At 66.8% G+C, this 14,312-nt stretch carries 13 protein-coding genes and 1 tRNA gene; 9 read left to right on the top strand and 5 right to left on the bottom strand.

All coding sequences use genetic code 11. The annotated features are described in order from the left end of the window. Positions 1–38: 38 nt before the first annotated feature. Positions 39–2,606 carry a DNA helicase PcrA gene (gene pcrA, locus NIBR502772_RS06690; RefSeq protein WP_141139576.1) on the bottom strand — a complete coding sequence of 856 codons (2,568 nt, stop codon included), beginning with the start codon at positions 2,604–2,606 and terminating at the stop codon, positions 39–41. A gap of 98 nt (positions 2,607–2,704) precedes the next feature. After that, positions 2,705–3,550: an inositol monophosphatase family protein gene (locus tag NIBR502772_RS06685; protein ID WP_141139575.1), complete on the bottom strand. Its 846-nt coding sequence runs from the start codon at positions 3,548–3,550 to the stop codon at positions 2,705–2,707. Between the two features lie 32 nt (positions 3,551–3,582). On the opposite strand from NIBR502772_RS06685, the gene NIBR502772_RS06680 reads away from it, so the two are divergent. From NIBR502772_RS06680 to NIBR502772_RS06665, 4 genes are all read left to right on the top strand, one after another. Further along, on the top strand, positions 3,583–4,206 hold the full coding sequence (locus NIBR502772_RS06680) for a hypothetical protein (protein WP_141139574.1): 624 nt from the start codon (positions 3,583–3,585) through the stop codon (positions 4,204–4,206). 112 nt (positions 4,207–4,318) lie between these two features. Beyond that, entirely contained in the window at positions 4,319–5,065 is a 747-nt protein-coding gene (locus NIBR502772_RS06675) for a hypothetical protein (protein ID WP_141139573.1), read from the top strand. Between the two features lie 2 nt (positions 5,066–5,067). Then, positions 5,068–6,540, top strand: a complete 1,473-nt coding sequence (locus NIBR502772_RS06670) for a hypothetical protein (RefSeq protein WP_141139572.1) — start codon at positions 5,068–5,070, stop codon at positions 6,538–6,540. A gap of 2 nt (positions 6,541–6,542) precedes the next feature. Continuing rightward, positions 6,543–6,953 carry a hypothetical protein gene (locus NIBR502772_RS06665; protein WP_141139571.1) on the top strand — a complete coding sequence of 137 codons (411 nt, stop codon included), beginning with the start codon at positions 6,543–6,545 and terminating at the stop codon, positions 6,951–6,953. A 15-nt stretch (positions 6,954–6,968) separates the two neighbouring features. Here the strand turns inward: NIBR502772_RS06665 and NIBR502772_RS06660 are convergent, their stop codons facing one another. After that, the gene (locus NIBR502772_RS06660) at positions 6,969–7,733 is read right to left on the bottom strand and encodes a DUF998 domain-containing protein (protein WP_141139570.1); all 765 of its coding nucleotides are present in this window, start codon (positions 7,731–7,733) and stop codon (positions 6,969–6,971) included. Positions 7,734–7,816: 83 nt separating this feature from the next. On the opposite strand from NIBR502772_RS06660, the gene NIBR502772_RS06655 reads away from it, so the two are divergent. The 3 genes from NIBR502772_RS06655 (at position 7,817) to NIBR502772_RS06645 (ending at position 8,848) form a co-directional block, all read left to right on the top strand. Then, positions 7,817–7,889: transfer RNA gene (locus NIBR502772_RS06655), tRNA-Arg, on the top strand. A 1-nt stretch (position 7,890) separates the two neighbouring features. Further along, complete coding sequence (locus NIBR502772_RS06650) at positions 7,891–8,409, top strand: DUF6314 family protein (RefSeq protein WP_210412396.1); 519 nt, start codon at positions 7,891–7,893, stop codon at positions 8,407–8,409. A 19-nt stretch (positions 8,410–8,428) separates the two neighbouring features. Continuing rightward, the gene (locus NIBR502772_RS06645; RefSeq protein WP_141139569.1) at positions 8,429–8,848 is read left to right on the top strand and encodes an NUDIX domain-containing protein; all 420 of its coding nucleotides are present in this window, start codon (positions 8,429–8,431) and stop codon (positions 8,846–8,848) included. Positions 8,849–8,857: 9 nt separating this feature from the next. Here the strand turns inward: NIBR502772_RS06645 and NIBR502772_RS06640 are convergent, their stop codons facing one another. Beyond that, on the bottom strand, positions 8,858–10,771 hold the full coding sequence (locus NIBR502772_RS06640; RefSeq protein ID WP_141139568.1) for an ABC transporter ATP-binding protein: 1,914 nt from the start codon (positions 10,769–10,771) through the stop codon (positions 8,858–8,860). Further along, the gene (locus NIBR502772_RS06635; protein WP_141139567.1) at positions 10,768–12,441 is read right to left on the bottom strand and encodes an ABC-F family ATP-binding cassette domain-containing protein; all 1,674 of its coding nucleotides are present in this window, start codon (positions 12,439–12,441) and stop codon (positions 10,768–10,770) included. The genes NIBR502772_RS06640 and NIBR502772_RS06635 overlap by 4 nt, the downstream gene beginning before the upstream one ends. A gap of 252 nt (positions 12,442–12,693) precedes the next feature. Here NIBR502772_RS06635 and NIBR502772_RS06630 point away from each other — a divergent pair, with 252 nt between their 5' ends. Further along, positions 12,694–13,440: a hypothetical protein gene (locus NIBR502772_RS06630; protein ID WP_141139566.1), complete on the top strand. Its 747-nt coding sequence runs from the start codon at positions 12,694–12,696 to the stop codon at positions 13,438–13,440. After that, the gene (locus tag NIBR502772_RS06625; protein WP_141139565.1) at positions 13,437–14,174 is read left to right on the top strand and encodes a hypothetical protein; all 738 of its coding nucleotides are present in this window, start codon (positions 13,437–13,439) and stop codon (positions 14,172–14,174) included. Before NIBR502772_RS06630 ends, NIBR502772_RS06625 begins: the two co-directional genes overlap by 4 nt. Positions 14,175–14,312: the final 138 nt, after the last annotated feature.

Here is a 14,312-nt window from a genome sequence, read left to right as displayed (position 1 = left end):
GTAAGCCAGCCGCGGTGCCCGGACAAGGGCAGGCGTGGTCAGGCGTCGAGCTTCGTGAGTGGCGCGTAGCGGAGCAGCAGTCGCTTCTCGCCGACGCTGAACTTCACCTTGGCCACTGTTTTGTCCCCCGCGCCTTCCAGCGCCAGCACCGTGCCGTTGCCGAAGCTGGTGTGGTTGACCTTGTCGCCCACACTGACGGCCACAATCTCCTTCTGCGGCTGGACCCGGTTCTTGGCGATCGCTGCGGGAACGTCCGCGTTGAAGCCCGCCGAGGAATCGGCGGCCGCGCCGCGGGACGTGCCGGCGCCCCAGAAGGATCCGCCGTAACGGCTGGACCCGATCGACGCGCTGCTGCTCCCCCACCCGCCGGGCTGCCGGCTGGTGCCTTCGCGTTTCCACTCCAGCAGCTCTGCGGGAATTTCCTCGAGGAACTGGCTGGCCGGGTTGTACTGGCTTTGGCCCCACATGCTGCGGACTTCGGACCGGGTGACGTAGAGGCGCTTGCGCGCGCGGGTCAGGCCCACGTAGGCAAGCCGGCGTTCCTCGGCGAGTTCCTTGGGGTCCGTGGCCGAGCGCTGGTGCGGGAACAGCCCGTGTTCCATGCCCGTCAGGAACACCACCGGGAATTCGAGCCCCTTGGCGGTGTGGAGGGTCATCAGCGTGACCACGCCCAGGCGTTTAGCTTCGGCCACGGCGGCGTCGATGTCCGCACCGGGGGCGTCCGGGATCTGGTCCGCATCAGCGACCAGCGACACCTGTTCCAGGAACGCACCCAGGGAACCTTCCGGGTTCTCCTGTTCGTATTCACGCACGACGGCGACGAGTTCCGCCAGGTTCTCCACGCGGGACTCGTCCTGTGGATCAGTGCTGGAACGCAGCCCGGCGAGGTAGCCGGTCTGTTCCAGGACGGCCTCCAGCGCGGCGGCGGCGCCTGAACCGGAGGCAACCTCTGCGAGGTCGTCCAGTAGTTTCACAAACCCGAGGACGGCGTTGACGGAACGGGTGGCCATGCCGGGAGCCTCTTCAGCCCGCCGGGCGGCGGCCATGAACGACATCCGTTCGCGCTCGGCCAGTGCGGCCACGGCACCTTCGGCGCGGTCACCAATGCCGCGCTTGGGTTCGTTGAGCACCCGGCGCAGGTTGACGTCGTCGTCCGGGTTCACCAGAACGCGGAGGTACGCGAGGGCGTCCTTGATTTCCTTGCGGTCGTAGAAGCGCGTGCCGCCCACCACCTTGTACGGCAGGCCCACCCGGACCAGCACATCCTCAATGGAACGGGACTGCGCGTTGGTGCGGTAGAAAATGGCAACATCACCGGGGCGGAGGTTGTCCTCGTCCTGGAGCCGGTCAATCTCCTTGGCAATGAACTGGGCCTCGGCGTGCTCGTTCTCGCCCACATAGCCGATGATCTTGTGGCCCTCGCCCTCGGCGGTCCACAGCCGCTTGTCCGGGCGGTTGGGGTTGCGTGAGATCACGGAGTTGGCCGCGCTGAGGATGTTCTGCGTGGAGCGGTAGTTCTGCTCCAGTTTGATGGTGCGGGCGTCCGGATAGTCCTTTTCGAACTCCACGATGTTGCGGATGTCGGCGCCGCGGAAGGCGTAGATGGACTGGTCGGAGTCGCCCACGACGGTGAGCTCGGACGCACCAGGGCCCTCCCCCACTATCTCGCGGACCAGGGCGTACTGGGCATGGTTGGTGTCCTGGTACTCGTCCACGAGGACGTGCCGGAACCGCCGCCGGTAGGAATCGGCGAGCGCGGGGAAGGCTCGGAACATGTAGACGGTCTCGGCGATGAGGTCATCGAAGTCCATGGCGTTGGCCTGGCGCAGCCGCTGGGTGTAGCCCTTGAAGACGTCAGCCACGGCGGACTCGAAGGGATCGTTGTAATTCGCGGAGGACGCGTAGGAATCGGCGTCGATGAGTTCGTTCTTGAGCGCGGAGATCTTGTGCTGGATGGCCTTGGGCGCGAACTTCTTGGGATCCAGGTCCAGGCTCTTGGAGACCTGGATGACCAGCCGCAGCGAGTCCGCGGAGTCGTAGATGGAGAAGTTCGACTTCCGGCCGACGTTCGCGGCCTCCTGGCGCAGGATCCGCACGCAGGAAGAGTGGAACGTGGAGATCCACATGATCTTGGCCCGTCCACCCACCAGCGCCGCTATGCGCTCCCGCATCTCGGCGGCGGCCTTGTTGGTGAACGTGATGGCCAGGATCTCACCGTGATGCGCGCGGTGCGTGGCAATGAGGTACGCGATCCGGTTACTGAGGACGCGGGTCTTTCCCGAGCCGGCGCCGGCCACAATGAGCAGGGCGCCGCCGGCGTGCTTGACGGCCTCCTCCTGCTGCGGGTTAAGCCCCTCCAGGAGTTCCTCGGCATTCGGCCGGTGGTGGGCCGGCTCGCCGTTGCCGTCATGAGAGGGCTGCTGGTTGGCCCAGCCGCCCGTGCGCTGGGCGCCCTGTTCTGCTGCGTGTTCGGAGCCGCCGCCCGGCCCGCCGCCACCGAACTCGGCGGCCGCGGCAAGGCCTTCCGGGCGCGACTTGGTGCGGGCGGAGGCTGGCGCGGCGGCCTTGAACGGTCCGTCAGAGTACGGGTCAAACAACATATCCATGGTGCCTACAAGTCTAGGCGGTGGGGCTGACAGTCAGGTCCAGCCTGTGGATAACACCGTGCTCCCCACCCGGGAAGCGTGCAAAAGGTGGCCCGGGCTCAGGCCACCGAGCCCGACTCGAGGGCCGCACGCAACTCCCGGACCGCCGTCGTGCCTCCCGCCATAAACCAGTCCAGGCCGTTGATCCGGACCGTGTCCGTGGCGCCGCCGGCGGCGCGGACGATCGCCTTGCCCGGCAGCCAGTCCCATTCCGGGCAGCTGTGCTGGAACCAGCATCCCAGCTGGCCATCGGCCACCCGGCCCAGGTCGCAGGACCCGGAGCCGAACATCCGCAGCGCCGCGGCGGAGGTGGCCGCAGCGTGCCAGGGCATGGCGCAGAGCGGATCCATGAGCCAGGTGGGGTGGATGTAGGTGGCTGCGCCGAGTTCGGCGAGCGCGGTTGCGTTGCGCGCCCCGCCGTCCTGGACAGCGTTCGTGTCCCGGTAGGCAGTCAGTACCTCGCCGTTCAGCGTGGCTGCGTGGGCCGTGCCGCCGAGCCAGAGCTTGTCCTCCTCCGGCTGGAAAATCGCGCCGAGCAGCACATCGGACGAGTCCTTCAGCGCGAGGGCCGAACACCAGTACGTGGATCCGTGCAGGAAGTTGTAGGTGCCGTCCACGGGGTCGATCACCCAGGTACGGCCGCTGGTGCCGGCCACAGAGGTGCCCTCCTCCCCCAGGATGCCGTCCTCCGGCCGGCAGCGCTGCAACTGCCCCAGCACGTAGGCTTCCGCAGCGTGGTCCGCGGCGGTCACCACGTCGGAGATGGAGGTTTTCTGCTGGGACTGCAGCCCGGCCATGCGCATCAGGAGCGCCAGTTGCCCGGCTTCGCGCACCAGCGCGGATGCCAGCTGATAGTCGTCCAGGGCGGGGTCAAGTTCAAGGGCGCTGTGCCGGCCAGTGGTCATGGACCCAGTTTAGGTGGCGGGATAATGGTGCCATGGCCAAAACCCCAGCGCAGCGGATCAAGAAGCACGGCTCGAAGGCGGCTGTTCCGCAGCACAGCCTCCCTCCGGTCATCAACCCCTCCACCAAACGTTCGCCGCAGAAGGCCCAGAGCAACACCAACCTGATCCTCATCGCGGGCGTGACAGTGAGCCTGTTCCTGTTCTGGTATGTCCACCTGCTCACGCTCCAGCAGCTCACCCAGCTCTCCGGCGGCCTGGCCATGCCCGACTCGCTCCTGGGAGGTTTTGACGCCGGCTACGTCGGCCAACTGAACGCCGCCATGGACAACGACGCCCGCGGCCAGCTCAACTACGTCCACAAGACAGCCGGCACCCTGTTCCCGCTCATTTTCGGCTTCACCTGGCTGCTCCTGATCGGGACCAACGTCGCCAAGAAGGCCCTCCGCTGGTCACTCTGGGCCCTCCCGCTGCTGTTTGTGGTGGTCCGGCTGTGGGGCAATGTCGCCATCGACGCCGCGCTGGGATCGGAAACGGCCGACGCCGGCCAGGTCGCCCTGGCGTCCGGGCTCACCGTTGCCGGGTGGGTGCTGTTCGTCGTCAGCCTGCTGGCCGGGGCTACGGCTGTGTTCCTGCGCAAACGGCCGCGCCAACAGTAGGCTCCCGCCCGTACCTCCGGAGAGTTCTCCCCATACCCTTCCTGCCGGACACCCCGATAGTGTGTCCAGTGCCGGCATTTGATGCCGGGGATCTTAAACATCGGGGGAATCCATGGGGGAATCACGGACGGATCCTGCTCTCAATATCGTTGAGATCAGCGGACTGGCCTGGGCGTTGACGGTCCACAAGGCCGCGGAAGTTCTGGCGGGTGAACCGGAAGCCGAGGCGGCCGTTTCTGCGTACCGGGAGTCGGCCCAGGCCGAGGCCAGCCGCCAACTGGAGGCTGAAGACCCCCAGGCCATGGAAGCCGAGCTGCGCCGGGCAGGAATTGTCGACGGGCAGGGCGCCATCACCCGGCAGTGGGTGCTCGCAGTGTGGATTGCGGCGTCTGCTCCCGTGAAGGCCGCGGCGGTGGTCCAGTCACAGGACCTCTCCGTCCACACCGAGCTTGGACTCACCGGCGGGCGGGGCGTTGGAATCACCTATTACCGCAGGATCCGGCACAGTGTGGACGGTGTGGCCGTGACGGAAGTCCGCAACGCGGTCGAAATTTCCTTCTTCCGCGAGGAAGATGCCTGGGCTGCCATCCGGCGCCATTTGCCCGCAGCCGCGGAACGGCAGGCAGCACCGGATGCCGTCGTCGGGGAAACCGGTCCTGGCGCCACCCATACGTTCCATCTTGAGGTGTCCGCGGCCGTGCCCGTTGCGGACCAGGGACATCACCCGGGCCATGTCAGTAGAGACGCCTGGGCGCTGGCGGAGCGTAGCTATTCCATTGCTGACCTCAGCCGCGAGGTTGCGTGGCGTGTGCTCGGAGCCCGCGAGTACCTCGCCAGCGCTGCGGAAAAGGCGGCGTGACCATGGCCCTGTACGGAATGGACGTGGAGAGCGGGCGGCGCCTCAGCGAAGAGTTTGCCCGCACCAGTGACCGGCTGCTGGCCCTGAGCGGCAGCCTGACTCCGCTGATTACAGGCGCGCCATGGAAAGGAGACGACGGGAAGCGGTTCACGGAGGAGTGGGTTGGCTACCGGCGGCAGCTGCTCGGGACTGCCCATGCGCTCGCGGCCGCTTCCAACGCCGTCAAACAGAATGTTGAGGAACAAGTGGCAGCCAGCCGCCGCTTGGAGGCAAGCGCGGCACCCCAAGCTACCGGCGGCCCCTCAATCTTTGACCAGCTGATTGAGTCCGGAGCCGACGCCGCAGAGGACCTGTGGGACACCGCCGGAGAAGTTACGGATGCTGTCGGGGACACAGTCAGCAACACGTGGCACTCCGTCCAGGACATCGCTCCGCTTCCCATCAGGAACATCCTGGATGCGCAGGGAAATGTCTTCAGCCAAGCCGGCAACGTCGCGGAGATGGGCTGGCGATGGCTGACGTCGGGCGAACCGCCATCCATCACAGAGCTTGTCTCCAACAGCGTATTGCTGGCAGCTTCCTTCGAGAACCTCAAACAGGCCACTTTCACGCTGGGCTTTTCCAACCCGCATCTGTTCGACGACGGCCGGCCGGTCGCAGGGGATCCCCTTCCCGTCGGAGTGGGTAACCCGGAGGACACAGACGACAACGGACGGACGCAGACGCCGGTCCCGTCCACCATCAGCGCCATCCTGTCCACCACAGACGCGGCCTACAGCGACCCCGGCATGCCCGGTACGCCCGATACAGGCGTCCGGATCACCACAGTCGAGAAGCCAGGCCAGCCGCCCGCGTATATCATCAGCATTCCAGGCACCACCCGGTGGGAGCCGGACGGAGCCGCAAATCCGACGGACCTGACGGGCAACCTTGAGCTGGCCGGCGGCAACCTGTCCACCGCCGCGGAGGCCGTTCGGCTGGCCATGGAACAGGCAGGCATTCCCGAAGGCGCACCGGTGATGCTCTCCGGGCACTCCCAAGGTGGAATGATCGCCGCGGCCCTGGCTTCGGACAGCGGTTTCACAGACCGCTTCAATGTCACCAATGTGGTCACGTTCGGTTCACCCGTGGATTCCACGCCCATCCCGCCGTCCATCGATGTCCTTGCACTGCAGCACGATGGCGACCCCGTTCCGCAGGTGGACCTGGGAGACGCGACCGCGTGGCCGGACGGCACCATCTCCGCCAGCCAGGACAACGGCGCCACGATCGTCACCATGCCCAACCCTGACGTCGACCCGGGGTTTGCCGGGATCGAGTATCACCACGCCAACCGTTACGTGGATTCAGTCAGCCAGCAGGAGGCCGGAGGACCGATTGCCCAGTACAGTCAACAGCAATCAACCCAAAGGTTCCTGACCTCGGACGCTAGCCAAGTCACCTCGACAGTGTCTAACATCTCCCGAAAGCAGTAACAATGCACCGACTCAAAACCGTTGCCGGAGCGCTCACCTTGGCGATGGCCGTCCTTGGCCTCTCAGCCTGCGTCGTGTCAGGCGCGTCGCCGGCTGACCGCCTGAAAAAGGATATGCAGGACGCCGCGATGTCGGTTCCTGGAGTTGAATCGGCCCAGGTCAACGTCAACATAAACACGTCCGGAAACTTCATCAACGTGAAGTTGGTGGGGACCAGCAATGACGAGGCCGCCCTCGCGGAGGTGCTCGGCGAGGCCCTCCCGCCGATGCTGGAGAAAACCGAAGACCTTGAGTCAGGCTCCTTCGCCATCAGCATCTTCTCACCGGACGACGCCGTGTCCGCCGGGGCCGACGCGCTCGGCTACTCCGGGGGGAAATCGCTGCGCAACTTCCGCGAATTCTTCGTCAATTAGACAACCGGCGGGACGTCAGCGGCCATCTGCAGACACGGCCGATCGTACTTCCTTCCGGTGCCGGTGGACCCGCTGTGCGATCACCAGACCTGAGGCAGCAACACCCACAGTGACGGGGTAGCCCATCAGCCTTTCAAGCGTCCCCGGCTCCGGGACGTCCATCCCCGTGAGACCGCCGGTCGCCAGCGCGGCGAGCGACACCAGCCCGCACACCAGGACAAACCACCCCAGGGGCGTCTGCCGCAGCCACAGGATGCCCAGCACCACGAGGGCCGCCGCGCCGGCAAGGAAATACACCACCGCGCCAGCGAAGTGCCAGCCGGAGCCGACATCCTCCGGCACCAGGCCCACGATCATGGTCCCCGCACCGGCGGCGCCGGTCAGGATCCGGACGCAGACCGCGGCCAGCCAAGGCTTCTGGCGCGCAGGCTGGACCCGGGCCCCTGCCCGGGCGGCGACACACAGCAGCCCGGAACCCAGCAGCAGCGCACCGAGCAGCATGCCCAGCCCCTGGACCACAAAGGAGGCGTTCATCAGCCAATGCAGCGGCGAACACACATCCCGTCCGTCGTAGATCCCGCAGTGAAGCGCGCCGAGGTCGCTGATGTATCCGGTCCGGCGGTCGTAGGGCTGCGGCCCGCCCCAGGCGCCGATCACGGCCGCTTCCGCCACAAAATACTGCAGGACACTCAGGACGGACCAGGCGCCGATGTACTGGCGGGTCGAGGCGGTGTCCGGGAGGTAGGCCACGGCGGGGGCGGACGTCGGGGCTGATCTCATGCCAAGAGCGTAGTACGGCCTCCCACCTTGTATGCTTGTATCCGTGTCCGGACGGACCGGCCCTGCCGGACCAGCGGACACGCGCCCTCGTAGCTCAGTGGATAGAGCACGGCTCTCCTAAAGCCGGTGTCGTTGGTTCGATTCCAATCGAGGGCACTTGAATCTTCCTTCACCGGAGTTCGACCTCCGCGCCTACCTGATCGGCCCCTCGCCGGCCGGGAACTTCTCCATTCAGGGAAGCTGGGCCGTTGAACGGCAGCTGCTGGACCGGTCCACGGGCACCTACGGAACCTTTGCCGGCGTCGTACATTTTTCCCCCGCGGACGACGGCGGCCTGGCCTTCCGTGAAGAAGGCACCATGCGCTGGCCCACCTTTACCGGCCCCGCCTCGCGTGAATACGTCCTGAAACCCGCCGACCGGCCCGACGCCCTGGACGTATTTTTTGCCGACGGGCGGCCCTTCCACCGGATGAGTTTCACGCCGGAGGCGAACCTGGACCGGCACTGGTGCGATCCCGATACGTACCGCGTGGCCTACAACTACGAAGGCCCGGACACATTCAGTTACACGTGGGATGTGACCGGCCCGCGCAAGGACCTGCTGCTGAAGTCCGCCCTGAAGCGGCAGGTCGGAGTCGGCGAGTCTGAAGCGCCAGGTCTGAAGCGGCACGACTGAACACGCTAGGCTCGGAACCGTGAAATCCCGCATTGTTGTCTCCGCCGTCTGTGTCTTCGATGACGCGGGCCGGCTCCTGACCGTCCGCAAGCGCGGCACCAGCATGTTTATGCACCCCGGCGGCAAGCCCGAAGCCGGCGAAACCGCCGTCCACGCCGCTGCGCGGGAACTTCAGGAGGAAGTGGGGATCGTGGTGGATCCGCGCGACCTGGAGCTGATGGGCGTCTGGATCGCCGACGCCGCCAACGAGGCCGCCACGGACATCGAAGCCACGGTGTTTACCGCGCCCGGAACCTGGACCGCGCACCCCTCGGCTGAGATCGCCGAGATCCGCTGGCTGGACCTGGCGGCGCTGGACCGGGGCGCGCCGCTGCCAGCGGACCTGGCCCCGCTCCTGACGGACCACATCCTGCCCGAACTGGCCACCCTGCGCCGCTAAGGAGTGGGGCTAGTACTCCGGAATGGCTTCCGCTGCCACGGCCGTGGCCTCGGCGAACTGCGTCTGGTACAGCTCGGCGTACCGGCCCTCGGCCGCGAGCAGATCGGTATGGTTCCCGCGTTCCACGATCCGCCCGTCCTCGACCACCAGGATGACGTCGGCGGCACGGATGGTGGACAGCCGGTGGGCAATCACGACGGCGGTGCGCCCCTCGAGCGCGGCGCCCAGGGCCGCCTGCACGGCGGCTTCGTTGGTGGAGTCGAGTGCGGCGGTGGCCTCGTCGAGGATGACCACCCGGGGCTGGGAAATCAGCAGCCGGGCGATGGTGAGGCGCTGGCGTTCACCGCCGGAGAGCCGGTAACCGCGCTCCCCCACCACAGTGTCCAGGCCGTCTGGCAGGGACCGGATCATGGTTTCCAGGCGGGCCTGCCGGATGGCATCCCACATGTCCTCTTCCGTGGCGTCCGGCCGGGCAAGCCGGAGGTTGGAGGCAATGGATTCGTGGAAGAGGTGTCCGTCCTGGGTGACCATCCCCAGCGTGTCCCGCAGGGAATCGAAGGTGGCGTCCCGGACGTCCAGCCCCGAGCCGGGCAGAGTGCCGCCGAGCCGCACGGCGCCGGAATCGACGTCGTACAGCCGGGAAAGCAGCTGCGCGATGGTGGACTTTCCGGCACCGGAGGAACCCACCAGGGCGACGGTCTGCCCGGGTTCCACCCGGAAACTGATGCCATGCAGCACCTCTTCGCCGCCGCGGGTGTCCAGCGTGGACACTTCCTCGAGCGAGGCCAGCGAGACCTTGTCCGCCGAGGGGTAGGCGAAGCGGACGTCGTCAAACTCCACCGAAACGTTTCCCGGCGGGATGGCCACGGCGTCGGGCTTCTGCTGGATCAGGGGCTTGAGGTCCAGGATCTCGAAAACCCGCTCGAAGCTGACCAGCGCGCTCATGATTTCCACCCGGGCGTTGGACAGGGCGGTGAGCGGGGCGTACAGGCGGGTCAGCAGCAGGGCCAGCACCACAACGTCGCCCGCGGCGAGCTGACCGCCGATGGCCAGCCAGCCGCCCAGGCCGTAGACCAGGGCCAGGGCGAGTGCGGACACCAGCGTCAGCGCGGTGACGAAGGTGAACTGCAGCATGGCCGTGCGGACACCGATGTCCCGGACCCGGCCGGCGCGGACCGCGAACTCGCGGGATTCCTCGTCCGGCCGGCCGAAAAGCTTCACCAGCGTGGCGCCCGGAGCGGAGAAGCGCTCGGTCATCTGGGTGCCCATGGCCGCGTTGTGGTTTGCCGCCTCACGCCGCAGGTCCGCGAGCTTGGAGCCCATCCGGCGGGCAGGGATCAGGAAGATCGGCAGCAGGATCATGGCGAGCACGGTGACCTGCCAGGAAGTCCCGAGCATTACGATCAGCGTCAGGATCAGTGCCACCACGTTGCTGACCACACCGGACAGGGTGCCGGCGAAGGCGGACTGCGCGCCGATGACGTCGTTATTCAGGCGGCTGACCAGGGCGCCGGTGCGGGTCCGGGTGAAAAACGCGATGGGCATCTTCTGCACATGGTCAAAGACCCTGGTGCGCAGGTCCACGATCACGCCTTCGCCGATGGTGGAGGACAGCCAGCGGCTCACGAGCCCCAGGCCGGCTTCGGCAACGGCCACCACGGCGATCAGCAGCGCCAGCCGGATCACCTCGTCCGTACCCGCCTTGGCCACGATGGCATCAACCACCTGGCCGGCCAGCACGGGCGTGGCCACGGCCAGGAACGCCATCACAATGGACAGCGCCACAAACGCGATCAGCTTTGTCCGGTGCGGGCGGGCGAAGCCCAGGACCCGTTTCAGGGTGGCCTTGGAGAAGGGCCGGGAGCCGTTCTTGGCCCGGGAGATGTTGTACAGGGAGTGCCAGGCGACGCCGTCCATGCTCATCGCTGGTGCCCCGCCTGTGAGGAATCGTCTGCCATCAGTTCAGTTACCATTCCGTTGTCTACATTCCACCGGACATCCAGCTGCACGTTCTCGAGCAGCCTCCGGTCATGGGTTACTAACAGCAAAGCGCCCTCATAACTTCCCAGCGCCTCTTCCAGCTGCTCGATGGCGGGCAGGTCCAGGTGGTTGGTGGGTTCGTCCAGGACCAGCAGGTTCACCCCTCGCGCCTGCAGCAGCGCCAGTGCGGCGCGGGTGCGTTCGCCCGGCGACAGGGAATCCACAGGGCGGGTGGTGTGGTCCGCCTTCAGCCCGAACTTGGCCAGCAGGGTGCGGACCTCCGCCGCTGTCAGGTCCGTGAGCACGGCTTCGACGGCGTCGGCAAGGTTGAGGTGGCCGGCCAGCAGTCCGCGGGCCTGGTCAATTTCGCCGATGGCCACCGAGGCACCCATGGCGGCGTTGCCGGCGTCGGGCGCCTGCACGCCCAGGAGCAGGCGCAGCAGCGTCGACTTGCCGGCTCCGTTGGGGCCGGTGATGCCGATCCGCTCCCCCGCGTTGAGCTGCAGGTTCACCGGGCCCAGCGTGAAGCTTCCCTGCTTCACGACGGCGTCACGCAAGGTGGCCACCACCGCACTGGAGCGGGGCGCCTGGCCAATGGTGAACTGCAGCTGCCACTCCTTCCGCGGCTCCTCCACTTCGTCCAGCCGGGCAATCCGGGATTCCATCTGCCGGACCTTCTGGGCCTGCTTTTCCGATGACTCGGTGCTGGCGGCCCGGCGGATCTTGTCATTGTCCGGGCTTTTCTTCATGGCGTTCCGCACGCCCTGGGAGCTCCACTCGCGCTGCGTCCGGGCACGGGAGACCAGGTCTGCCTTGGTGGACGCGAATTCCTCGAACTTTTCCCTCGCGTGGCGCCGCGCCACGGCGCGCTCCTCCAGGAAGGCCTCATAGCCGCCGTCGTAGACCGCCACGGAATTCTGCGCCAGATCCAGTTCCACGATGGTGGTCACGCAGCGGGCCAGGAACTCGCGGTCATGGGACACGAGCACCACACCGCCCCGCAGGCCCTGGACAAAAGCTTCCAGTTTGGCCAGGCCGGCCAGGTCAAGGTCGTTGGTGGGCTCGTCGAGCAGCACAACGTCGAACCGGCTGAGCAGGAGCGCGGCGAGGGCCACGCGGGCCGCCTGGCCGCCGGAGAGCCCGGTCATGGGGGCGTCCGCGCCGGTGTCCAGGCCGAGGTCGGCAAGGACGGGCGGGATGCGTTCGTCGAGGTCTGCCGCGCCTGACGCCATCCAGCGGTCAAAGGCCAGCGAGTAGGCATCATCGGCTCCCGGTGCGCCGGAGCCCAAGGCCTCCGCGGTGGACTCCATCTCCACAGTGGCCTGGGCGCAGCCGGTCCGGCGGGCGATGTAGCCGGCCACGGTCTCGCCGGCGACGCGCTCGTGTTCCTGGGGCAGCCAGCCCACAAAGGCGTCGGCGGGGGCGAGGCTGACGCTGCCGCCCTGGGGCTGGTCCACGCCGGCCAGCAGGCGCAGCAGGGTGGACTTGCCGGCGCCGTTGGCGCCCACCACACCCACCACGTCGCCGGGGGCCACCGTGAGGGAAAGTTTGGCGAACAGCGTCCGGTGGTCGTGGCCGCCGGAAAGGTCTTTGGCAACAAGGGTTGCAGTCATAGGTTGGTCCATCCTCTCGCCGCCGCCCGGCCGGAGGAGCCCGCCTGAATCGGCCCGAAACTGCGGTGAATCCGCAATGTGCCGCCCCGAAAAGTGCCGGGGCACTAAAGAGCCCGCTGGTCCGGACTTGGGGGGTGTACGGACCAACGGGCTCGACCATCAAGCATAGTCGACTCAGCACGCCGCACCAAACTGCCTCCGAAAGGTCAGGCTAAAATCAAAAGGCAATCATCCGTTCAGCAGAGAGCCGATATGCCAATTCCTGCCAAAGCGTTCCAGCGCTGGCTGCACGGCATCGCCCCCAACACGAGCACGTCCGATATCTGCCGCGTCTCCGGCATCAAGCGGACCACCCTTGCCCAGCAGCTTGTCCGGGGCAAGGTGGCAGAGACTACGGTGGTGAGCATCAGCCGGGCGTACAACGTCAATCCCGTTTCGGCGCTGGCGGCGTTCGACGCCTACAGCCAGCTCACGGACACGCGCCCGCCCAGCAGGTCCGAACTGGTCAGCCAGATCTCCACTCCGGACCTCCTGCGGGCAGTTTTGGCCCGTTCCGCCGCGGACCCGGGCGGCGTGCCGGCGGCCGCCGCGCTGGCCGGTTCGCCGGCGTTGGAGCCGGCACCGCACGCCACCTCGGTCAAGAACTGGGTGGAGGCAATCGACGACGGCGAGCTGCGGCACCGGGTCTCCGCCGCCACTGGAATCGCTCCGCAGAACTATTCGGCACAACTGACCGCAAACCGGCTGGCCCCCGAGCTGGCCGTTGCCACCTCCCTTGCCGCCGGCGTCGCCCCGGCCAGCGGCCTGGTGGCCACCGGGCTGGTCACGGAGGCGGAGGCCGGCTGGCCTCCCGGAGCCCGGCAGGCCGCCTTGGACAGCCTGTCCGACGGCGAGCTGACCACTCTGGCCGGTGACCGGCTGCAGACTCTCGGCAGGGCCCTCCGCCGGCAGGAACACGACCACGAGAAAACCGAAAAGATCTGGGAGAACCTGGGATGATCGAAATCCTGCAGTGGTCCACGCTGACTGTCTCCGGCTTGGTGGCCGTCGCGAGGGTTCCCAGTGCCCTGAGGGGGAGGAACAGGACACTCTTTTACATCTTTGCGCTGTTGACCCTGGCCACTCTCCTCAGCATCGAAGCACCCTACCTCGCCATTGACCAGGCGCTCGGCGGTGTTAATGCGACCAACCTCCTGCTCCGCTATGTCATTTTCGCCGCCATCTTCTTCGTGGGCATCCGCATCACCCGCGGCTTTGGGGCCGACGACGCCTACCGGATGCTCACCGGACGGATCGGAATGGCTGTGCTGGCGCTGACCTCGCTGACCGTGCTTGTGGTGTTCCTGATGATGGACACTGCCGGCTCGTCCGCGGGATTGGTTGCCATGACAGGCGAGGATGACGGGAATGCCCTACTGGTCCAGTACTACGGGGCCGCCGGCCGCGCTTATCCGGCCTATGTTTCACTGGTCCTGCTGCCGGCCATGGTGCTCGCGGTGCGCAGCACGCTGCCCGCCCTGGTTCGGATCGCCGCCTTCCTGCTGGGCGTAGGCTCGGTGGCCATCCCCCTGACTCTGCTCTTCCCCTTCTATCCGCCCAGCTGGGGACCAGCGACGTTCCTGATCAACTACACGGCAATTCTTTGCTTTGTCGTTGGCCTGGCTTTGATCGCGGTGGCCAGGCTCCGGCACGGGCGGGGAGGCCCTCGGCTAAGGACTTCTACTGCAAAGTAGCCTTCCCTACTTTCACAAAATCATTAGACATGGCACAATCATGAATGTGTGAAGTTGGGTGCCGGTGTTCGCGAACGGGGATAGATTCCTGGACGCCGGGCCCGTTGAGTCTTTGCATACTTTGGGGGGATGAGTGGT

This window comes from Pseudarthrobacter sp. NIBRBAC000502772, from assembly GCF_006517235.1.
Classification (GTDB): domain Bacteria; phylum Actinomycetota; class Actinomycetes; order Actinomycetales; family Micrococcaceae; genus Arthrobacter.
The sequence above is the reverse complement of the archived record's forward strand: the minus strand, read 5'-3'. Positions and strand labels throughout refer to the sequence as shown.

Bases quoted from the DNA above. Each gene is read 5' to 3' on its own strand.
- pcrA (WP_141139576.1), bottom strand. From the start codon at position 2,606: ATGGATATGTTGTTTGACCCGTACTCTGACGGACCGTTCAAGGCCGCC.
- NIBR502772_RS06685 (WP_141139575.1), bottom strand. From the start codon at position 3,550: ATGACCACTGGCCGGCACAGCGCCCTTGAACTTGACCCCGCCCTGGAC.
- NIBR502772_RS06680 (WP_141139574.1), top strand. From the start codon at position 3,583: ATGGCCAAAACCCCAGCGCAGCGGATCAAGAAGCACGGCTCGAAGGCG.
- NIBR502772_RS06675 (WP_141139573.1), top strand. From the start codon at position 4,319: ATGGGGGAATCACGGACGGATCCTGCTCTCAATATCGTTGAGATCAGC.
- NIBR502772_RS06670 (WP_141139572.1), top strand. From the start codon at position 5,068: ATGGCCCTGTACGGAATGGACGTGGAGAGCGGGCGGCGCCTCAGCGAA.
- NIBR502772_RS06665 (WP_141139571.1), top strand. From the start codon at position 6,543: ATGCACCGACTCAAAACCGTTGCCGGAGCGCTCACCTTGGCGATGGCC.
- NIBR502772_RS06660 (WP_141139570.1), bottom strand. From the start codon at position 7,733: ATGAGATCAGCCCCGACGTCCGCCCCCGCCGTGGCCTACCTCCCGGAC.
- NIBR502772_RS06640 (WP_141139568.1), bottom strand. From the start codon at position 10,771: ATGAGCATGGACGGCGTCGCCTGGCACTCCCTGTACAACATCTCCCGG.
- NIBR502772_RS06635 (WP_141139567.1), bottom strand. From the start codon at position 12,441: ATGACTGCAACCCTTGTTGCCAAAGACCTTTCCGGCGGCCACGACCAC.
- NIBR502772_RS06630 (WP_141139566.1), top strand. From the start codon at position 12,694: ATGCCAATTCCTGCCAAAGCGTTCCAGCGCTGGCTGCACGGCATCGCC.
- NIBR502772_RS06625 (WP_141139565.1), top strand. From the start codon at position 13,437: ATGATCGAAATCCTGCAGTGGTCCACGCTGACTGTCTCCGGCTTGGTG.